Below are 19701 nucleotides of genomic sequence, written 5' to 3' on the forward strand. Positions count from 1 at the left end.
CGACGGGCCCGCCCAGCCATTAGACCGGAGCCGGGAAGCATCTACGGTTTAGTTCAGTAGCGGCGGGGTTGAAGGCTGTTCAGCCAATCCTCGACATCGCCGGATCGCCATCGAATTTTGCCAGAGCCAATGTGGCAGGGGCTTGGAAAGCTGCCGTTGCGGGCGCGGCGATAGAGGGTGGTCCGAGATTTGAAACCGGTGACGTTGAGCACGTCCACGACAGTAAGGAGTTGGTTGCGATCAGGGGGCATGTAGGCGTCCTTTTCACTGGTTGGAGTGCAGGACGTGGCTTTGGGAGGCGCTGGACGCTATTCAGTTCCGCATTCACGGGAATTCATGCATGGGCAATTGGCGCAGATAATTGTTGAAGGCTGGATAGACGCCAGCATGGATTTTCTCCATCCGGCTATCGCTAATCCTCTCTTTGCTAAGGATTTCCTTTTTTCGTTCGAACGTCAGTCCGTCGAGTTCGGGGCGTCGCAAAGCTATGATGATCTGGATCGCCTCGCGGAAAGAGTTTGCACGGCGGTCTGCTTCGGAATGGGCAAGAAGCCACTTTATGCGGCGGTCGAATAAGTCGCCGTCGGCGGTGTCGAGCAATGTTCTGGAGGTGACGAGGGCAGGGGCAACGCGACCGCCCAGCTTGACCAGCAATTCGCTCATGGGAATTGGACGGTGCGGGATGCATTGCCAAAGGTTTTGATCCCGGCTGACAATGAGAAGCGTGCCGTGATCGGCAAGAAATGCCCGAAGGGCGCTCTTCGTAACGGGCTTAAGGTTCCCATCGGGAAGTCGCTCGACGCATGAGATGTCGCCGCTGGCGATCTGTTTTCGAAAGTCGTCAAGTGCCCGTAGATTACGCGCCAGCGTTTCATCCGGCTCGGTGAGGATTTCTTCGATTTCCGGTTCATCGCGCACCTTGGCGCGTTTGCGCGCCCATACGAAGGTGCAGCCTCCAGCAAAAAGGAGGACCAAACCGCTGCCTTGTGCGATCCGATCCTGAGCAGCGATCAGGACCACAGCTAGCAATACGACGACTACCGAGGCTAATTGCGCTAAGTGGAGCCCGTTGCGACGTTTGCGTCCGCGCTTCGCCGCCGATGCCATCGCGCCGAGCACACTTGTCGGGATGATGGCAGTCAAGGCCGTTCCTGCTGGTCGTTTCAGAAACGCAATATAGCCATCCCGAATTTTGACGAACTCGGCGGGGCGAAGAGGCAACTGCTCTCGCATCTATCGGCTGGCATAAGCAGAGTAAGGCGAATCTTCAATCGGAAGGGTGCCGGGCGCGTGCGAAGCCGAGGCGTTGAGATGCACTGCGTGGCAATCGCCAAAATTATGTTTGCACCACCGGCGCACCACCAGAGCGAATATGGTGGCCCCCGACGGGGTAAAAGTATTGGCTAAGTCATTGAAATATTGGTCGGGACGAGAGGATTCGAACCTCCGACCCCCACACCCCCAGTGTGATGCGCTACCAGGCTGCGCTACGTCCCGACCGGAGCGGCGCAATTAGAAGCAGTTTGGGGAATATGCAAGCCATTCGATGCAGGCTTTTTGCGCATTCGTCGGAAACCCTAATCATGTTGCCTCCGCCGTGCGATCTGTGTTAGCCGCGCGCCCTTGATCTGTGGGCGTTTATCGGCGCCCGCGACTGGACAAGAGAATAAGGCGAAAGTCCCAAGCATGTTCATATCTCCAGCCTTTGCCCAGACTGCGGGCGGGGAATCGTCCGGCGCCTCCATGCTGGTTCAGATGGCCCCGCTGGTCCTCATCTTCGTCGTCTTCTATTTCCTGCTGATCCGTCCGCAGCAAAAGAAGATGAAGGAGCACAAGGCCAAGATCGACGCCGTGAAGAAGGGCGATCAGGTCGTGACCGGCGGCGGTCTGGTCGGCAAGGTGGTGCGCGTCGACGAATTCTACGCCGAAGTCGAACTGGCGCCGGGCATGAAGGTGAAGGCGGTGAAGTCCACCCTGACCGACGTGATCGATCCCGCCACCGCCAAGCCCGCGAACGACTGAGCCCCACCCATGCTGAATTTCCCTCGCTGGGCGGTCGTCGCGATCCTGCTGCCGCTGCTGATCGGCATAGCCTGCGCCGTGCCGAGCTTCCTGCCGGACACGGTGGTCGGGCAACTGCCCAAATTCATGCAGACCCGCGTGAATCTGGGCCTCGACCTGTCGGGCGGCAGCCACCTGCTGCTCGAAGCCTCGACCCAGGACGTGGCGAAGCAGCGCATCGCCAATATGGAGGAGCAGGTCCGCACGGAACTGCGCCGGGGCGACACGAAGATCGCGATCGGGGATATTTCCAGCCGCGACGGGAAATTGAGCTTCATGGTGCGCAACCCGTCGCAGGTCGATGCTGCCGTCGAGCGCATCCGGCCGCTGACCCAGGGTGCGGGTCTCACCGGCCAGCGCGATTTCAATGTGGAGGTGGTGAACAGCTCCACCATCGTCATCACCCCGACCAAGGCGGGCATCGACAATGCGGTGAAGGGCGCGATGGAAGTCGCGACCGAGGTGATCCGCAAGCGCATCGACGAAATGGGCACGCGCGAACCGACCATCCAGCAGCAGGGCGACAACCGCATCGTCGTGCAGGTGCCCGGCCTTCAGGACCCCAGGGCGCTGAAGGACCTGCTGGGCCAGACCGCCAAGCTGGAATTCAAGCTGGTCGACGTCAACGCCAACCCCGCCGAGGTGGCGCAGGGCCGCGCGCCTGTGGGCAGCGAAGTGCTGCCCTATCCCACAAATCCCGCCGGCCCGCCGGTGATCGCCGTCTACCGGCAGGTCATGGTGTCGGGCGAGGATCTGACCGACGCGCAGCAGGGCTATAACCAGCAGGGCAACGAGCCGATCGTCAACATCCGCTTCAACGGTGCGGGCGGGCGCAAATTCGGCCAGGTGACGTCGCAGAACGTCAACCGTCCCTTCGCCATCATCCTCGACGGCAAGGTGCTGTCCGCGCCGAACATCAACGAGCCGATCCTGGGCGGCAGCGCGCAGATCAGCGGCAGCTTCACCGTCGAAAGCGCCAACCAGCTTGCGATCGCGCTGCGTTCGGGCAAGCTGCCCGTCGCGCTGACCGTGGTGGAGGAACGCACGGTCGGCCCGCAACTCGGCGCCGATTCGATCCGCGCGGGCCTGCTCGCCTCGGTGATCGCGGTGGCGGCGGTCGCGGCCTTCATGTTCATGAGCTATGGCCGCTTCGGCATGTACGCCAACCTCGCCGTCGCCATCAACGTGCTGGTGATCCTGGGCGTCATGGGCATATTGGGCGCGACGCTGACGCTGCCGGGCATCGCCGGTTTCGTGCTGACCATCGGCACCGCGGTCGACGCCAACGTGCTGATCTATGAGCGCATCCGCGAGGAGCGGCGGCGCGGGCGCGGGGTCGTGCAGGCGATCGAACATGGCTATAAGGAAGCCAGCCGCACCATTTTCGAAGCGAACGTGACCCATGCCATTGCCGGCGGCATCATGCTCGCTCTGGGGTCGGGACCGGTCAAGGGCTTCGCGATCGTGCTGCTGATCGGCATCGCGACCAGCGTGTTCACCGCCGTCACCTTCACGCGCCTGCTGGTGTCGCGTTGGGTCCGCGCCAAGCGCCCGACCGAAATCCACATCTGACGGGCGGAGAGAAACATGAAACTGCTTAAGCTCGTCCCGGACAACACCAATATCGGCTTCGTCAAGCTGCGCCACTGGGCCTTTGCCCTGACGGCGCTGCTGACGGTGCTGGCGGTCGGCGCGACCTTCTACAAGGGGCTGAACCTGGGCGTCGACTTTGTCGGCGGCCTGATGATCGAGGCGAAGTTCGAAACGCCGCCGCAGACCGACAAGGTGCGCACGGTAATCGACCGCCTGGGCGTCGGCGACGGTTCGCTCCAGCAGTTCGGCGATCCGAAAACGGTGCAGATCCGCCTCCCTCTGCCGGAACAGGGCGGCGCTGGCGCGGCCAACGCCATCGTCGAAAAGGCGCGCAAGGCGATGACGGCGGAATTCCCCGGCGTCACCTTCTCCCGCTACGACACGGTGTCGGGCAAGGTGTCGGGCGAACTGATCCAGAACGGCGTGCTGGCGGTGATGCTGGCGGTGATCGGCATCGCGATCTTCTCCTGGTTCCGCTATGAATGGCAGTTCGGCGTCTCGACCTTCGTCGCGATCATGCACGACGTGCTGATGACGCTGGGCTTCTTCGCCATCACCCAGCTCGAATTCGACCTCAACATCGTCGCCGCCGTGCTGACCATCGTGGGCTATTCGATCAACGACAAGATGGTGATCGACGACCGCATCCGCGAAAATATGCGCAAATATCGCAAGATGGACATGAAGTCGCTGATCGACCTGTCGGTCAACGAAACGCTGCCGCGCACGGTCATGACCTCGGTCACGGTGCTGCTGGCGCTGGGCGCGCTGCTGCTGCTGGGCGGCCATGTGCTGCGCGGCTTCACCGCGGCCATGATGCTGGGCATCATCGTCGGCACCTATTCGTCGGTCTATGTCTCCTCCTCGCTGCTCATCAGCCTGGGCCTGTCGCCTGCCACGGCGGAGAAGAAGGCGAGCAAGGTCAATATCGCCGCCCAGGCCGAGCGGATGGGCCCGCGCGACGACGGGGCGCGACCCTGAACGGGAACCGCTCCGGCATAGAGCTGCGCCGCGATGAATCGGGGCAGGGGCCGATCGTCACCGGCTTTCAGGGGCGGGGTTTTCGGGTCCGCGACGATGTCTTTCCCGAAGGCCTGCTGCTCTCCCCGGTGCGGGCGCTCGCCTGGCAGGATGCGCCGCCCGTCGATGCGCTGACGGTGGCGCATCTGGGCGACCTGTTCGACCTCGACGTCCAGCCGGAATTCCTGCTGGTCGGCACGGGCGCCGCCCTGCGCCAGCCGCCGCGCGCCTTCGTGCGCGAACTGGAGGGGCGCGGCATCGGCGTGGAGGTGATGGACAGCCGCGCCGCCGCCCGCGCCTGGGGCGTGCTGCGCGCCGAGGAACGGTGGATCGTCGCGGCCCTCATGCCGCTTGTCTGAGGGGGCTGTCCGCCCCGCCTTGCGCTTTCCTGTTCCTTTGCCTACTCTTGTCGCCAAGTTCCGGCGCTTTTCGGCGCTGGCGAAGAAGAAAAGAGATACGGCCATGGTGCAGCACAGCCGCCCATCGCCGCAGAGTTCCGGCCCGGCCGGCGGAATTTCGGGCAAGGGGGTCCGTTCCGGTCAGGGCAATGGGAGCAAGGCTGCGGCCCTCACTCCCCCGTCGAAATCGCGGGGCCTTTTGCCTCATCCGCTGCGCGGACGCCGGTCCTACGCGGCCATCGACCTTGGCACCAATAATTGCCGCCTGCTGATCGCCAAGCCATCGGCGGACGGCTTCATCGTCGTCGACGCCTTTTCGCGAATCGTGCGGCTGGGGGAGGGGCTTGCCGCTTCCGGCCGGATCAGCGACGCCGCCATAGAGCGCGCGATTTCCGCCCTGTCGGTCTGCGCCGACAAGCTGCGCCGCCGGCACGTCACCCTGGCCCGCTCGGTCGCGACGGAGGCGTGCCGCCGCGCCTCCAACGGGGCCGAATTCATCCAGCGCGTCTATCGGGAAACCGGCATCGCCCTCGACATCATCAGCGCGCAGGAAGAGGCGCGGCTGGCGGTGCTCGGCTGCCACGCGCTGCTGGAGCCGGGCGACGGCCCCGCGCTCATCTTCGACATTGGCGGTGGCTCGACCGAACTGGTGCTGGTGGACGCCAATCGCGCCGGCGCGCCGCATATCGTCGATTGGGTGAGCGCCCCCTGGGGCGTGGTCTCCCTGACGGAGAGCGAGCCTTTCGACCATGCCGATCCCATGGACCGGCTGTCCGCCTATGCCCGGATGCGCGCCCGCGTGGCGGATGCCTTCGCGCCGCTGGCCCGCCGCCTGCCGGCTCCGCAGGCGGATATCCGCCTGCTCGGCACGTCGGGCACGGTGACGACGCTGGCCAGCCTGCATCTCGACCTGCCGCGCTACGACCGGCAGGCGATCGACGGGCTGATCGTGCCGTCGACGTCGATGCGAGCGATTTCGGCGCGGCTGTCCTCCATGCCCCTGGCGGAGCGGCAGAAGCTGCCCTGCATCGGGACGGAGCGGGCCGATCTGGTCGTTGCGGGCTGCGCCATCCTGGAATCCATCCTCGACATCTGGCCCGCCCAGCGCCTGGGCGTGGCTGATCGCGGCATTCGCGAGGGCATATTGCGCGGCCTGATGGACCGCGACGGAGTGAAGATGTGAGAGGCCCCCTGTGAGAGGTACCGGTGCTGGCAAGGTGCGGGTCAAGACGGCGAAGGGGCGGACGGCACAGTCCACCCGCTGGCTCGAACGCCAGTTGAACGACCCCTATGTCCGCCGCGCCAAGGCGGAGGGGTGGCGCAGCCGCGCCGCCTTCAAGCTGATCGAACTGGACGAGAAGTTCCATTTCGTAAAGGGGTCCCGCGCGGTGGTCGACCTGGGCGTGGCGCCTGGCGGCTGGGCGCAGGTGGTGCGGAAACTCTGCCCCAAGGCGAAGGTGGTGGGCATCGACCTGCTGCCGACCGATCCCATTCCGGGCGTCACCCTGTTCCAGATGGACTTCATGGACGACAGCGCGCCCGCCCTGCTGGCGGAGGCGCTGGGCGACGCGCCCGATCTGGTCATTTCCGACATGGCGGCGAACACCGTCGGCCATGCCGCGACCGACCATCTGCGCACCATGGGGCTGGTCGAGGCGGCGGCCATGTTCGCGGTGGAGAATCTGCGCAAGGGCGGCACTTTCGTGGCCAAGGTGTTCGCGGGCGGCACCGACGCCGACCTGCTCGCCATCCTCAAAAGGCATTTCACCACGATCAAGCATGCCAAGCCGCCCGCCAGCCGCAAGGGCAGCGTCGAATGGTATGTCGTGGCGCAGGGCTTCAAGGGCCGCCCGGAAGAGGGCTGATCCGTCCACCATCACCAAGAGATTGAAATGCCTCCCTGTTCCTGCGAAGGCAGGAACCCGGTTCGGCCCCTGACGCGGCACTCCTGCCCTCGCGGGAGCGCCATGGAGGCCGTCCGGGGCATGGGGGAACATCATTGGTTTCGACGGTATCGACGGTCGCCTATCTGGGGCTGGAAGCGCGCGGCGTGGAGGTTCAGTGCCAGCTCGTTCCCGGCCTTCCCAATTTCATCGTCGTCGGCCTGCCGGACAAGGCGGTCGCGGAAAGCCGGGAGCGGGTGCGCAACGCCATCGCCGCCATCGGCCTTTCGCTGCCGCCCAAGCGGATCACCGTGAACCTCTCGCCCGCCGACCTTCCCAAGGAGGGGTCGCATTTCGACCTCCCCATCGCGCTGGCCCTGCTCGGCGCCATGGGCGTGATCGATGCCGAGACGCTGGCGGGCTATGTCGTCGTGGGCGAGCTGGGTCTGGACGGCCGCATCGCTCCGACGCCCGGCGTGCTGCTCGCCGCGCTCCATGCGGGGGAGCGGGAACTGGGCCTCGTCTGCCCGGTGGCGCAGGGCGCCGAAGCCGCCTGGGCCGGTCAGGTGGAGGTGATCGCCGCGCCCGACCTGCTGGCCATCCTCAACCATTTCAAGGGCGCCGCCGCCCTCTCGCCGCCGCAGCCCGGGCAGGTGGAGCCGCCGATCCGGACCGCGGACCTCAGGCAGGTCAAGGGGCAGGAAAGCGCCAAGCGCGCGCTGGAGATCGCGGCGGCGGGCGGCCATAATCTGCTGATGGTCGGCCCGCCCGGCGCGGGCAAGTCGCTGATGGCGAGCTGCCTGCCCGGCATCCTGCCCGAACTGACGCCGGGCGAGGCGCTGGAAACCTCCATGGTGGCCAGCGTCGCCGGCACGCTGGAGGGCGGCCGGATCAGCCGCGCCCGTCCCTTCCGCAATCCGCATCACAGCGCCTCCATGGCGGCGCTGGTCGGCGGCGGGCACAAGGCGCGGCCGGGCGAGGTCAGCATGGCGCATCTGGGCGTGCTGTTCCTCGACGAACTGCCCGAATTCCAGCGGACGGTGCTCGATTCGCTGCGGCAGCCCCTGGAGACGGGGGAAGTCACCGTGGCGCGGGCCAATGCGCATGTCACCTTCCCGGCGCGGGTGCAGCTGGTGGCGGCGATGAACCCCTGCCGCTGCGGCCATCTGGGCGATCCGGCGCTGGCCTGTTCCCGCGCCCCCCGCTGCGCGGCGGACTATCAGGCCAAGGTGTCGGGACCGCTGCTCGACCGCATCGACCTGCATGTGGAGGTGCAGGCGGTGACGGCGGCGGACCTGGTCCTGCCCCCGCCCGCCGAAGGATCGGCGGAGGTCGCGGTCCGGGTCGCCGCCGCACGGGCCGTGCAGACGCGCCGCTATGAAGGGACGTCGCTGCGCACCAATGCGGAGGTCGATGGAGAGCGGCTGGAGGATGTCGCCGGGCCGGATCAGGCCGGGCGCGAACTGCTGGCGCAGGCGGCTGCGGCGATGAAGCTGTCGGCGCGGGGCTATACCCGCGTGCTGCGCGTGGCGCGGACCATCGCCGATCTGGCGGGGGCGGATCGCGTCGGGCGCGTCCATGTGGCCGAAGCGCTCAGCTACAGGCGGCGGGCCCCGGTGAACTGACGGCGCCCGACCCGGCCGGGTCGGCCCTCCACGGCATCGCCCGGAAAGCCGGCGCCCGCTTTTCTACGCCCTGTTAAAGCTTGCCGGGTTCCGTCATGACCACGTCCATGTCCGCCATGGCCAGCCGCAGCAACTCCACCATGCCGTTGCGCGCGGCGGCCGTGTCGCGGGTGGCGATGGCGCGATAGACCGCCTTGTGATCGGGCAGGGGATCGCGCGGCAGCAGCTTCTTGCGATGCTTGAAGGTGGTGGTCCAACTCACCGCCGCCCCCACCGAACTGGCCAGCGCGGCGAGCGCGTCATTATGCGTCGCCGCCAGCACCGCATGATGGAAACGCTGGTCCGCCGCCCGCCCTTCCGGCGTCGAAAGGCCGTGCTTTTCCATCTCGTCCAGCGCCCGCGCCATGATCGCCAGTTGCTCGTCGGTCCGCCGCCGCGCCGCGAATTCGGCCGCCGCCGGTTCGATCACGCCGCGCAGTTCGAACAGGTCGCGGATGAAGTCGCGGTCCGGCTCCCCCGCGAACATCCAGGCGAGCATTTCCGGGTCCAGCACATTCCATCGGCTGCGCGGCAGCACGCGGGTACCGGCCTTGGGCCGGCTTTCCAGCATTCCCTTGGCGATCAGGATGCGCACCGCCTCGCGATAGGCGGTGCGGGATACGTGAAGCCGCTCCGACGCCTCGATCTCCCCCTCGAACAGGTCGCCGGGCTTGTGGACGCCCATCAGGATCGCCGTGCCCAATTGCCGGGCGATGGCCTGATGGATGCGAAGCGAGCCTTCGTCCGTCGCGAATTTGCGTTCCGTTACGTCCTTGCGCTCGCTTCCCAATGTTCAGGCCCCCCCGGTTCAGTCCTCGAAGGCCGTCGTAGGGCAATGCCGCCCACAAAGGAAGGCGTCCGCCACCAAACGCAGCGGCGCGATGTCGGCGTCGATCGCCCGGTCCTCGACCAGCCCCACGAAGCGGCGATACATGGCCGGATATTCCTCGTCCGGCGCCTTGATCTGGATTTCCCCGTCCAGGCGCAGCATATTGCCGCCCTCCGACAGCAGCAGGCTGCCATTCGCCGTCTCGACCGCGATGTCCCATGTCTGCGGGCCGGTCTGGCGCCAGTCGAACACGGCCTCGACCGTCGCGCCCGACGCCGTCGCCATGCTCAGCGCGGCGCCGATGGGCGCGTCCCTGTTCTCCGGCACTTCCAGGCTGGCCGACAGCATCGTCACCGGCTCCGGCACGATCTCCGTCAGGATCGACAGGGCGTTGATGCCCGGATCGAACACGCCGAACCCGCCCGCTTCCCAGATCCACGGCTGGCCCGGATGCCAGTGGCGGACATCCTCGCGCCACTGGATGTCGATGTGCCGGATCGTGCGCTCCGCCACCCACGCCTTCGCCTGCGCGACCGCGGCGGCATAGCGGCTGTGCCAGCTTGCATAAAGGGTGACGCCCTGCGCGCGGGCGAGGGCGATCAGCGCCTCCACTTCCGACACGGTGGCGCCCGGCGGCTTTTCCAGGAAGACGTGCTTGCCCGCCAGGATCGCCTGCCGCGCCGCCTGGTATCGGACCTGCGGCGGCTGGCAGAGGATCACGGCGTCCATGTCCGGCTCCCCCGCCAGCATCGCGTCCATATCGGGATAGTTGTTCACGCCCTCGCCCCGCGCATTGCGGCTGGCGACGGCGACAAGGTCTATGCCGCCGGTCTTCGCGATGGCGGGAAGGTGCTGGTCGCGGGCGATCTTGCCCAGGCCCACAAGGCCTGCCCTGATGGTCATAGGACTTTCACCTTCGTCTTGCCCTCGTCCGCCGCGCGGCGCAGGCCGTTGCGCACGGGCAGGGTGAAGGGCGCGGCCTCCACCTCGAACACATCGCCTTCCTGCGCGGCGAAGCCTTCCGAAAAGGAAAGGGTGGCGGTGCCGAAGAAATGGACATGGATGTCGCCCGGACGGCGGAACAGGCCATATTTGAAATGATGATGTTCCAGATTGTCGATCCGGTGGGACATGTTGGTCTCGCCGGAAAGGAAGGGCTTTTCCCACACCGTCACGCCATTGCGGACGATGCGGCTGGTGCCGCGCAGGTCCTCCGGCAGGTCGCCCAGCAGCAGTTCGGGGCCCAGCGCGGCCTGACGCAGCTTGCTGTGCGCAAGCCACAGATAATTGCCGCGTTCGGTCACATGATCGGAAAATTCATTGCCGATGGCAAAGCCGAGGCGAACCGGCGCGCCGTCCCCGTCGATCAGGTAGATGCCGGCGACCTCCGGCTCCTCCCCGCCATCCTCCGCGAAGGCCGGCATGGTGAAATCCTCGCCGGGATGGACCAGTATCTGGCCGTCGCCCTTGTAGAACCATTCGGGCTGCGCGCCGACGCCGCCGTCGGCGGGCTTGCCGCCCTCCACGCCCATCAGGAACATGCGCATGCTGTCGGTCAGATCGCCCGACGCGGCCGCCTTGTGCATCTTGTCGCGGCCTTCCGCCGAGCCGAGATGGGTGAGGCCGGTGCCCGCGACCAGCAGGTGCGCGGCATCCTCATGGTCGATGGGGCAGAGCAGCCGGACGGCGGAAAGGTCCACCGCCCCGCCCAGCCGCGCTTCCGCCATGGCGGCCAGGCCCTGCCCGGCCGCAATCGCCTCCAGCGCCAGCGCGCGGGTGGAGCTTGCGCCCTCCACGCGCCGGGCCGCGCCGGTCCGGTCGAGGGCGGCGACGCCGCGGCGGCCGCCTTCCTCGAACTGGACCAGCGACCGGATCATGGATTCATCCACGGACGGCATCACCGGGCGATCTCCAGCCTGCCCTCGATACGGCGGTTGAGCTTCCACGGATTGGCGGCCTGCAAGGCGGGCGGCAGCACCGCGTCGGCCACGTCCTGATAGCAGACCGGGCGCAGGAAGCGCATGATCGCCAGCGTGCCCACGGACGTCGAACGGCCGTCAGAGGTCGAGGGGAAGGGGCCGCCATGCACCATGGCATGGGTGACTTCCACCCCGGTCGGCCAGCCATTCGCCAGCACGCGTCCGACCTTGCGGGACAGGGTGGGCAGCAGCTTCGCGGCATCGGCCTGGTCGCTGTCGTCCATCTGGAGCGTCGCGGTCAACTGGCCCTCCATCCGGGCGATGGTGTCGATGACCTCCTCGATCGTCGCGCATTTGACGAGGATGGAGGAGGAACCGAACACTTCATGCGCCAGCGCCGGATTGGCGCGGAACTGCTCGCCGCTGGCGGCGAACAGCGCGTGCTGGCCGCGATTGACGCCGTCCGCCGCCGCGCCGCGCGCGATGGTGGTGACGCCCTCCGCCCCGGCCAGCGCCGCGACGCCCTTTTCATAGGCGGCATGGATGCCGGGCGTCAGCATGACCTGCGCCGCATTGGCCGACAGCGCCTGGGCCGCCGCAGCGACGAAACGGTCCAGATCGGGGCTGTCGAGCGCGATCACCAGCCCGGGATTGGTGCAGAACTGGCCCGAAAACAGCGTCAGCGATCCGACGAAGGCGGCGCCCAGCGCTTCGGCCCGGGCGGCCAGCGCGCCGGGCAGCAGCACGACCGGGTTGATGCTCGACATTTCGGCATAGATCGGGATCGGCTCGTCGCGCCCGGCCGCGATCTTCATGAGGGCAAGGCCGCCGCCGCGCGACCCGGTGAAGCCCACCGCCTTGATGCGCGGATCGGCCACCAGCGCGCCGCCCAGGTCGTTGGTCGTGCCGGGCAGGTAGGAAAACACGCCTTCATGCAGGCCGCTGGCCTCGACCGCCGCGGCGATGGCGCGGGCGACCAGTTCGCCGGTGCCGGGATGGGCCGGATGGCCCTTCACCACCACCGGGCAACCCGCCGCGAAGGCCGATGCGGTGTCGCCGCCCGCGACCGAGAAGGCGAGCGGGAAGTTGGACGCGCCGAACACCGCGACCGGTCCGACCGGCTGGTTGACGCGGCGCAGGTCGCTGCGCGGCAGCGGCTGCCGCTCCGGCAAGGCCTTGTCGATGGTGGCGTCCAGCCAGTCGCCCTGGCGGACATAGCCTGCGAACAGGCGAAGCTGGCCGACGGTGCGGCCCCGCTCGCCTTCCAGCCGCCCGCGCGGCAGGCCGGTCTCGCTCATGGCGGTGGTGATCAGCAGGTCGCCAATGGCCATGATCCCGTCGGCCACCGCCTCCAGAAAGGCGGCGCGGGCGTCGGGCGTCAGCGTGGAGAAGCTCTCGAACGCGGCATCCGCCAGCGCGCAGGCGTCCGCGACATCGGCGGCCGAGGCGTTGTGAAAGGCGATCCCGCCCTTCGCGCCGGTCGACGGGTCGATGGCGAAGAAGGGCTCGCCGCCCTGGCGCTCGCTCGCGCCGACAAGAATGGCTCCGTTGAACATGGGGATAAACTCCGAAATGGGGGATTAATGATTGTCGCGCGGCAGGCCCATGGTCTGGGCAATGCGCTGATATTTCTCCGCGCCCTCCAGGATCGCGCCGCTGTTCAGCTGGCCGACGACGGAGCGCTGGATTTCCTGCCACGGCGTCTGCGAGGCGGGATAGGGATAGCCGCCCTCCGCCTCCAGCGCCGCCCGGCGGCCGGCCAGTTCCTCGTCGGGAATGAGGACGTTCACCGTGCCCCTGTTCAGGTCCATCCGCACCCGGTCGCCGGTCCGCAGCAGCGCCAGGCCGCCCATGGCCGCCGCTTCGGGCGAGGCATTGAGGATGGAGGGACTGCCCGAAGTCCCCGACTGCCGCCCGTCCCCGATGCAGGGCAGGGCGGACACGCCCTCGGTGATGAGGTAGGCGGGCGGCCGCATGTTCACCACCTCTGCCGCGCCCGGATAGCCGACCGGGCCGGCGCCGCGCATGAACAGCAGCGTATCGGGCGTGATGCCGACGGTCGGATCGTCGATCCGCGCATGATAATCCTCCGGCCCGTCGAACACGACCGCCGGCCCTTCAAAGGCGTTGGGATCTTCGGGGTTGGACAGATAGCGCTGGCGGAACTCGTCCGAAATCACGCTGGTCTTCATCACCGCCGCGTCGAACAGATTGCCCGACAGCACGAGGAACCCGGCCTCCTCCTTCAGCGGCTGGGCGAAGGGACGGATGACCTTCTCGTCCTCGATCTCCGCGCCCCGGCAATTCTCGCCCATTGTCTTGCCGTTGACGGTCATCGCGCCCTCGCGGATCAGCCCCTGCCCGATCAGCTGGCCCACCACCGCCGGCACGCCGCCGGCGCGATAATAATCCTCGCCCAGATATTCGCCCGCGGGCTGGAGGTTCACCAGCAGCGGCACCTTGTGCCCCACCGTCTCCCAGTCCTTGAGCGGCAGCTCCACCCCCACATGGCGCGCGATCGCCGCCAGGTGGATCGGCGCGTTGGTCGACCCGCCAATGGCCGAATTGACGACGATGGCGTTGTGGAACGCGTCCAGCGTCAGGATGTCGGACGGCTTCAGGTCCTCCGCCACCATCTCGACGATGCGCTTGCCGGTGAGGTAGGCGACCTCCTGCCGGTCGCGATAGGGCGCGGGGATCGCCGCCGATCCCGGCAGCATCATGCCCAGCGCCTCGGCCAGCGAGTTCATCGTCGTCGCCGTGCCCATGGTGTTGCAATAGCCGGTCGACGGCGCGGAGGACGCCACCAGCTTGATGAAGCCCTCATCGTCGATCTTGCCCGCGGCCAGCAATTGCCGCGCATGCCAGACGATGGTGCCCGAACCCGTCCGCTCGCCCTTGAACCAGCCGTTCAGCATCGGCCCGACCGACAGGGCGATGGCGGGGATGTTGACCGTCGCCGCCGCCATCAGCAGCGCGGGCGTCGTCTTGTCGCAGCCCGTGGTCAGCACCACCCCGTCCAGCGGATAGCCGTAGATCGCCTCGACCAGCCCCAGATAGGCCAGGTTGCGGTCCAGCCCCGCCGTCGGCCGCTTGCCGGTTTCCTGGATCGGGTGGACCGGAAACTCCAGCGCGATGCCGCCCATCTCCCGAATGCCCTCGCGCACGCGCTCGGCCAGCACCATATGATGGCGGTTGCAGGGCGACAGGTCGCTGCCGGTCTGGGCGATGCCGATGATCGGCTTGCCGCTGCGCAGTTCGTCCAGGCTCAGGCCGAAATTCAGATAACGCTCCAGATAGAGCGCGGTCATGTCTATATTGTCTGGGTTGTCGAACCAGGCGCGGCTGCGCAGCTTGTTGGCGGGCTTGGACGAATCGCTCATTGAGAAGGCACCCTGTCGAAGAAAATGGTCAATGGATTCTCGGGCACGTTGACGCGCTTGCCTCTCCGATATACTCATACAAATAGAAATTCAAGGATGGTTCGGGCCAAGTGACGAATTTGCTGAGCCGCTACGAGGTCGTCGGGGACTGGGGCACCAGCCGCCTGCGGCTGTTCCGTATCGAGCAGGGCCGCGTCACCGCCCGCCATGACGGCCCCGGCATCGCTGCGGCGGCCGGGCAGGCGGAAGCGGCCTTCGCCGCCACCATCGCCCCCTGGCTGGAGGAAGCCGCGCCGACGGAAATACGCCTTTGCGGCATGGCCGGCGCCCGCGACGGCTGGGTGGAGGCGCCCTATGCGGATTGCCCCGCCGACGCCGCGACCTGGCGTGCGGCGGCGGCGCGGTTCGACTGGCGCGGCGTGCCCGTCGCGATCATGGCGGGCCTCGCCTGCACCGGGACGACCGGCGCGCCCGACCTCATGCGCGGAGAGGAAACGCAGATATTCGGCGCCATCGCGCGCGATCCGGCGCTGGGGCAGGGCCGCCGGCTCATCGTCCTGCCCGGCACCCACAATAAATGGGCGGTGGTGCAGGATGGCCGCGTCACCTCCTTCCGCACCATGCCGACGGGGGAGCTTTTCGCCCTGCTGCGGGATCGTTCCACCCTGGGCGCGCCGGCCGACCGGCCCGATCCGGCGCAGGAGGCGCAGGGCTTCGCGGACGGCCTGCGCCGGGCGGAGGAGGAGGGGCGTCTGCTCTCCTCCCTGTTCGCCGCGCGCAGCATGCGGCTGCGCGCCGGACGTTCGGCGGACTGGCCGGCAGGCTATCTGTCGGGCCTGCTGATCGGGTCGGAGGTCGCGGAAATCCTCGCCACGTCCGGACTCGCCACGTCCGGACAGGCGGACGACATATGGCTGATCGGGGACGCCCGGCTCTCGGTGCGCTACGCCCAGGCGCTGGGCAGGCGCGGCGTGCCGAGCGAGACGCTGGACGGCGACGCCTGCTCGCTCGCTGGTCTGTCCTGATGGGGGCCTGTCCTGATGGGGGCTGTCCCGATGGGGGGCTGTCCTGATGAGGACCGGGGAGGAGAGAGGCTGTTCCCGCCGCCCCATCCGCCAACGCCCCATCCCTCCAATGCCCCATCTCACGGAGACCCCTCATGACCCTGGACGACCTGCTCGCCGAAGGCGCGCCGCCCATTTGCGCGATCCTGCACGGCATCGGGCCGGAGGAAGCGCTTGCAGTCGGCGCCGCCCTGATAGGGGCGGGCACCCGCATTCTCGAACTTCCCTTCAACTCGGGATTCAGCCCACCTGCCGCGCTCCGTTCCGGTCCAGCATGTCGCGCACCTTGGCGGCCAGTTCGGCATAGGTGAACGGCTTGGTCAGCAGTTCCACGCCCGGATCGAGCCGCCCGTGATGGATGATGGCGTTGCGCGCATAGCCGGTGGCGAACAGCACCCTCAGCCCCGGCCGCTCCGCGCGCGCCTGTTGCGCGATGTCGGCCCCGGTCATGCCGCCGGGCAGGATGACGTCGGTGAACAGCAGGTCGATGGACTGCGAAGCGCTGTCCAGCGCCTGCAAGGCCGCCGCGCCGTCATTCGCCTCGATCACCCGATAGCCCAGTTCCTTCAGCACATCGACGGTATAGGCGCGCACCTTCTCGTCATCCTCGCACACCAGCACCGTCTCGTCGCCGCCGCATATCGGCGCGGCGCGGTCCACCGACCCGGTGTCGTTGTCCGGCAGCGGACCGTAGAAGCGGGGAAGGTAGATCTTGACCGTCGTGCCATGGCCGCTTTCGGAATAGACGCGGATATGGCCGCCGGACTGCTTGATGAAGCCATAGACCATCGACAGGCCAAGGCCGGTGCCCCGCCCGACCTCCTTGGTGGTGAAGAAGGGTTCGATGGCGTGGCTCAGCACCTCCTCGTCCATGCCCTCGCCCGTATCGGACACGCTGATCAGCACATATTGGCCGGGCTTTACCTCCACCTCCTGCGCGGCATAATCCTCGTCGATATGGGTATTGGCCACCTCTATGGTCAGCTTGCCGCCGTCCGGCATGGCGTCGCGCGCATTCACCGCCAGGTTCAGCAGCGCATTCTCCATCTGGTTGACGTCGATCTCGATCGGCCAGATGCGCGCGCTCTGGATCGTCTCCACCTCTATCGTCTCGCCCAATGTGCGGTTGAGCAGGTCGGACATGCCGCTGACCAGCCGGTTGGGGTCGATCCGCTCGGGCGCCAGCGGCTGGCGGCGGGAAAAGGCGAGCAGCCGCTGCGTCAGCAGCGCGGCGCGCTCCGCGCCCGCCATGGCATTGTCGGCGGCGCGCCGCAGCCGCGCCTGATCCTCGTGAAGGCCGCGTTGCAGCAGTTCCAGATTGCCGGTGACGATCTGCAGCAGATTGTTGAAGTCATGCGCGACGCCGCCGGTCAACTGGCCCAGCGTCTCCATCTTCTGCGCCTGCCGCAGCGCCTCTTCCGCCTCCGCCAGCGCCCGGGCATGGGCGCGCTGCTCGGTCACGTCGCGGGCGACGCAATAGATAAGGTCGTTTTCCGGCACCGCCGTCCAGCTGAAATTGCGGTAGCTGCCGTCCTTCGCCCGGAACCGGTTTTCGAATCGCACCGTCGGCATGCCCCGCGCCAGCCCGGCGATCTCCCCCTTCGTCTTCTCCAGATCGTCGGGATGCTCCATCCATTCGGACGTGCGCCCGATCAGGTCCGCCTCGCTCCATCCCAATATTTCGGTCCAGGCGGGGCTGGCGGCCAGCCAAGTGCCGTCCCGGTCGGCGACCAGGAACGGGTCGCGCGCCAATGCCCAGAGGCGGGCGCGATCGGCGCGCATCTCCTTTTCCGCGACCACCCTCTTGGTCGTCTCGCTGACGATGCACAGCGCGCCGCCGACGGAGCCGTCCGTCTCGAACACCGGGGAATAGTTGATGTCGAAGAACACCTGTTCGCCCTGTCCGCCGTCCCGCTCGATATAGAAGGGGCGGTCCTTGGCATGCACGGACTGCCCCTGGTCGACGACGGAACGCAGCAGCGGCTCCAGATCGTCCCACAGTTCCGTCCACCCCTCCCGCGCCGGGCGGCCCAGCACGCGGGGATGCTTGTCCCCGATGGTGGGCGCATAGGCTTCGTTGTAGAGCGCGCAGAGATCGGGGCCCCAGAACAGCACGATCTCCGCCTGCGACGACAGCATCAGCCGGACGGTCGACACCAGCGCCGGGGACCAGCCGTGCACCGGCCCCAGCGGCGATCCGGCGTCGATGCGCGCGGTCAGGGCGCCCAGCGGCCCCTGCGCGGCGATCATCTCCGCTATGCCCGGCGCGCCGCTCATCGATTATCCTCGGTCAGCCTGTTCATAGGGCGAGATACGCCTGTCCGGCGCTTTGTATCCGTTCAGGCAGAAGGCGTTACGACCTTTTGTCCACCGGTCAGGGTTATCCTTGCAACAGGCGAAACAAGCGCGCATGGATCGGCGCCATGACCGCGACGACCCTGAGCCGCCCCGCCACCGCCGTCCCACGCCCCGCGCCGATCGCGCGCTGGCTGCTGACGGTCGCCGCCCTCGTCTTCTGCATGGTCGTGGTCGGCGGCATCACCCGCCTGACCGAATCCGGCCTGTCGATCACGCAATGGAAACCGATCAGCGGCGCCATCCCGCCGCTGACCCACGACCAGTGGATGGAGGCGTTTCGCGCCTATCAGCAGATTCCCGAATATCGGCAGTTGCGGCAGGGCATGACGCTGGGCGATTTCCAGTTCATCTTCTTCTGGGAATGGGTGCACCGGCTGCTCGGGCGGCTGATCGGCGTCGCCTTCGCGCTGCCGCTGCTCTGGTTCGCGTGGAAACGGGCGATCCCGCAGGGCTATGGCTTCCGTCTCGTCGCGCTGCTGGCGCTTGGCGGGCTGCAGGGCGCGATCGGCTGGTGGATGGTGGAATCGGGCCTGTCGGTGCGCACCGACGTCAGCCATTACCGGCTGGCGGTGCATCTGCTGACGGCGCTGTTCATCATGGGCGGGCTGATCTGGACCGCGCTCGACCTGCTGACCCGTGCGAACACCCCCTTCGCCAGGCCCGCCATGCTCCATCCCTTCGCGGTGGTCGCGCTGCTGGCGCTGCTGGTGCAGCTCATGTTCGGCGCCTTCACCGCCGGTCTGGACGCGGGCTATGTCTCCAGCACCTGGCCGCTGATGAACGACCATCTGGTGCCGGAGGGGATCGAATGGCTGGGTTCGCTCTGGGCCACCCTTTCCAGCGATCCCTATCTCGTCCATTTCATCCATCGCTGGTGGGCCTGGGTCGCCGCGATCCTGCTGGTCATGCTGGCGCGCATGGCGAAGCAGGCGGGGCAGCGCGGCCCCTCCATCGCGATCAACGCGGCGGTGGGCACGCAGGTCGCGCTCGGCATCGCCACGGTCATTAGCGGCATCGCCCTGCCGCTGGCGGTGCTGCACCAGGCGGTCGGCGCGCTGGTGGTGGCGTCCGCGACCTGGGGCGCCCATGCGCTGGGGGAACGCCGGGGATGAGCGCCGTCGCGCTCGTCTACACGCTGTTCGGCTCGCGCGAGGCCGCGACCCGCATCGCCCGCCAGCTGGTGGAGGAAAGGCTGGCCGCCTGCGCGAACCTGCTGGGGGAGGCGACCTCCATCTACGAATGGAACGGCGCGGTCGATACCGCGGCGGAGGTGCCCGTCCTCTTCAAGACCGCGCCCGCCCGCCGTGACGCGCTGATGGCGCGCATCGCGGAACTGCACGATTATCGGGTTCCGGCGATCCTCGCTCTGCCCGTAGACGCCGCCCACGCCGCCTTCGCCCGGTGGGTGGACGATCGGACGGGCTGATCGACAGGTATTATTTTACCCGTCAGCAAAGCCGCCGAATCTCTTGACTTGCGCCCTTCCACCCGTCATTAGCCCGCATCTTCCGAAAGCTGGAAACAGCCTT

The 19701-nt window shown here is 67.4% G+C and carries 18 protein-coding genes and 1 tRNA gene; 10 read left to right on the forward strand and 9 right to left on the reverse strand.

Features of this window, described 5'->3' with window-relative positions; genetic code table 11:
- Positions 1-53 precede the first annotated feature (53 nt).
- From TZ53_RS26080 to TZ53_RS11180, 3 genes are all read right to left on the reverse strand, one after another.
- Positions 54-251: a helix-turn-helix transcriptional regulator gene (locus tag TZ53_RS26080; RefSeq protein ID WP_037464378.1), complete on the reverse strand. Its 198-nt coding sequence runs from the start codon at positions 249-251 to the stop codon at positions 54-56.
- Between the two features lie 73 nt (positions 252-324).
- Complete coding sequence (locus TZ53_RS11175; RefSeq protein ID WP_044661322.1) at positions 325-1233, reverse strand: hypothetical protein; 909 nt, start codon at positions 1231-1233, stop codon at positions 325-327.
- A gap of 187 nt (positions 1234-1420) precedes the next feature.
- Positions 1421-1497, reverse strand: a tRNA-Pro gene (locus TZ53_RS11180).
- Positions 1498-1686: 189 nt separating this feature from the next.
- Here TZ53_RS11180 and yajC point away from each other — a divergent pair.
- The 7 genes from yajC to TZ53_RS11215 all read left to right on the forward strand — a co-directional run bounded on the left by yajC (position 1687) and on the right by TZ53_RS11215 (position 8580).
- Positions 1687-2022 (forward strand): preprotein translocase subunit YajC, encoded by a 336-nt coding sequence (gene yajC / locus TZ53_RS11185; protein ID WP_044661323.1) that lies wholly within the window; start codon positions 1687-1689, stop codon positions 2020-2022.
- A gap of 9 nt (positions 2023-2031) precedes the next feature.
- Positions 2032-3633, forward strand: a complete 1602-nt coding sequence (gene secD / locus TZ53_RS11190) for a protein translocase subunit SecD (RefSeq protein ID WP_025551592.1) — start codon at positions 2032-2034, stop codon at positions 3631-3633.
- 15 nt (positions 3634-3648) lie between these two features.
- Positions 3649-4635 carry a protein translocase subunit SecF gene (gene secF, locus TZ53_RS11195; protein ID WP_025551591.1) on the forward strand — a complete coding sequence of 329 codons (987 nt, stop codon included), beginning with the start codon at positions 3649-3651 and terminating at the stop codon, positions 4633-4635.
- Positions 4636-4748: 113 nt separating this feature from the next.
- Positions 4749-5033, forward strand: coding sequence for an MTH938/NDUFAF3 family protein (locus tag TZ53_RS11200; RefSeq protein ID WP_037483961.1), 285 nt, complete (start codon positions 4749-4751; stop codon positions 5031-5033).
- Positions 5034-5136: 103 nt separating this feature from the next.
- Positions 5137-6255, forward strand: coding sequence for a Ppx/GppA phosphatase family protein (locus TZ53_RS11205; RefSeq protein WP_025551587.1), 1119 nt, complete (start codon positions 5137-5139; stop codon positions 6253-6255).
- A gap of 10 nt (positions 6256-6265) precedes the next feature.
- Positions 6266-6937: an RlmE family RNA methyltransferase gene (locus TZ53_RS11210; RefSeq protein ID WP_044661324.1), complete on the forward strand. Its 672-nt coding sequence runs from the start codon at positions 6266-6268 to the stop codon at positions 6935-6937.
- A 134-nt stretch (positions 6938-7071) separates the two neighbouring features.
- On the forward strand, positions 7072-8580 hold the full coding sequence (locus TZ53_RS11215; RefSeq protein ID WP_044661325.1) for a YifB family Mg chelatase-like AAA ATPase: 1509 nt from the start codon (positions 7072-7074) through the stop codon (positions 8578-8580).
- Positions 8581-8653: 73 nt separating this feature from the next.
- Here TZ53_RS11215 and TZ53_RS11220 read toward each other — a convergent pair whose 3' ends face one another.
- From TZ53_RS11220 to TZ53_RS11240, 5 genes are read right to left on the reverse strand one after another with little or no spacing between them, the layout of a single operon-like run.
- Complete coding sequence (locus TZ53_RS11220) at positions 8654-9409, reverse strand: FadR/GntR family transcriptional regulator (protein WP_044661326.1); 756 nt, start codon at positions 9407-9409, stop codon at positions 8654-8656.
- An 18-nt stretch (positions 9410-9427) separates the two neighbouring features.
- The gene (locus tag TZ53_RS11225; RefSeq protein WP_044661327.1) at positions 9428-10351 is read right to left on the reverse strand and encodes a Gfo/Idh/MocA family protein; all 924 of its coding nucleotides are present in this window, start codon (positions 10349-10351) and stop codon (positions 9428-9430) included.
- The gene (gene araD1, locus TZ53_RS11230; protein ID WP_044662992.1) at positions 10348-11325 is read right to left on the reverse strand and encodes an AraD1 family protein; all 978 of its coding nucleotides are present in this window, start codon (positions 11323-11325) and stop codon (positions 10348-10350) included. The genes TZ53_RS11225 and araD1 overlap by 4 nt, the downstream gene beginning before the upstream one ends.
- Before the next feature lie 20 nt (positions 11326-11345).
- Positions 11346-12923 (reverse strand): aldehyde dehydrogenase (NADP(+)), encoded by a 1578-nt coding sequence (locus TZ53_RS11235; RefSeq protein ID WP_044661328.1) that lies wholly within the window; start codon positions 12921-12923, stop codon positions 11346-11348.
- 24 nt (positions 12924-12947) lie between these two features.
- Positions 12948-14750 (reverse strand): IlvD/Edd family dehydratase, encoded by a 1803-nt coding sequence (locus TZ53_RS11240; protein WP_044661329.1) that lies wholly within the window; start codon positions 14748-14750, stop codon positions 12948-12950.
- Between the two features lie 122 nt (positions 14751-14872).
- On the opposite strand from TZ53_RS11240, the gene TZ53_RS11245 reads away from it, so the two are divergent.
- Entirely contained in the window at positions 14873-15775 is a 903-nt protein-coding gene (locus tag TZ53_RS11245; RefSeq protein ID WP_044662993.1) for a 2-dehydro-3-deoxygalactonokinase, read from the forward strand.
- Positions 15776-16054: 279 nt separating this feature from the next.
- Here TZ53_RS11245 and TZ53_RS11250 read toward each other — a convergent pair whose 3' ends face one another.
- Positions 16055-18091, reverse strand: coding sequence for a hybrid sensor histidine kinase/response regulator (locus TZ53_RS11250; RefSeq protein WP_229742745.1), 2037 nt, complete (start codon positions 18089-18091; stop codon positions 16055-16057).
- Between the two features lie 146 nt (positions 18092-18237).
- Here TZ53_RS11250 and TZ53_RS11255 point away from each other — a divergent pair, with 146 nt between their 5' ends.
- Together TZ53_RS11255 and cutA are read left to right on the forward strand one after the other, a co-directional pair.
- A complete protein-coding gene (locus tag TZ53_RS11255) occupies positions 18238-19284 on the forward strand; it encodes a COX15/CtaA family protein (RefSeq protein WP_044661330.1) in 1047 nt (348 codons plus the stop codon).
- Entirely contained in the window at positions 19281-19598 is a 318-nt protein-coding gene (gene cutA / locus TZ53_RS11260; protein ID WP_044661331.1) for a divalent-cation tolerance protein CutA, read from the forward strand. Before TZ53_RS11255 ends, cutA begins: the two co-directional genes overlap by 4 nt.
- Positions 19599-19701: the final 103 nt, after the last annotated feature.

This window comes from Sphingobium sp. YBL2 (genome assembly GCF_000943805.1).
GTDB classification, from domain to species: Bacteria; Pseudomonadota; Alphaproteobacteria; order Sphingomonadales; family Sphingomonadaceae; genus Sphingobium; species Sphingobium fuliginis.

Coding starts and splice junctions, on each gene's coding strand:
- cutA (WP_044661331.1), top strand. CDS start 19,281: ATGAGCGCCGTCGCGCTCGTCTACACGCTGTTCGGCTCGCGCGAGGCC.
- TZ53_RS11250 (WP_229742745.1), bottom strand. CDS start 18,091: ATGAGCGGCGCGCCGGGCATAGCGGAGATGATCGCCGCGCAGGGGCCG.
- TZ53_RS26080 (WP_037464378.1), bottom strand. CDS start 251: ATGCCCCCTGATCGCAACCAACTCCTTACTGTCGTGGACGTGCTCAAC.
- TZ53_RS11205 (WP_025551587.1), top strand. CDS start 5,137: ATGGTGCAGCACAGCCGCCCATCGCCGCAGAGTTCCGGCCCGGCCGGC.
- secD (WP_025551592.1), top strand. CDS start 2,032: ATGCTGAATTTCCCTCGCTGGGCGGTCGTCGCGATCCTGCTGCCGCTG.
- TZ53_RS11225 (WP_044661327.1), bottom strand. CDS start 10,351: ATGACCATCAGGGCAGGCCTTGTGGGCCTGGGCAAGATCGCCCGCGAC.
- TZ53_RS11235 (WP_044661328.1), bottom strand. CDS start 12,923: ATGTTCAACGGAGCCATTCTTGTCGGCGCGAGCGAGCGCCAGGGCGGC.
- TZ53_RS11255 (WP_044661330.1), top strand. CDS start 18,238: ATGACCGCGACGACCCTGAGCCGCCCCGCCACCGCCGTCCCACGCCCC.
- yajC (WP_044661323.1), top strand. CDS start 1,687: ATGTTCATATCTCCAGCCTTTGCCCAGACTGCGGGCGGGGAATCGTCC.
- secF (WP_025551591.1), top strand. CDS start 3,649: ATGAAACTGCTTAAGCTCGTCCCGGACAACACCAATATCGGCTTCGTC.
- TZ53_RS11175 (WP_044661322.1), bottom strand. CDS start 1,233: ATGCGAGAGCAGTTGCCTCTTCGCCCCGCCGAGTTCGTCAAAATTCGG.
- araD1 (WP_044662992.1), bottom strand. CDS start 11,325: ATGATCCGGTCGCTGGTCCAGTTCGAGGAAGGCGGCCGCCGCGGCGTC.
- TZ53_RS11240 (WP_044661329.1), bottom strand. CDS start 14,750: ATGAGCGATTCGTCCAAGCCCGCCAACAAGCTGCGCAGCCGCGCCTGG.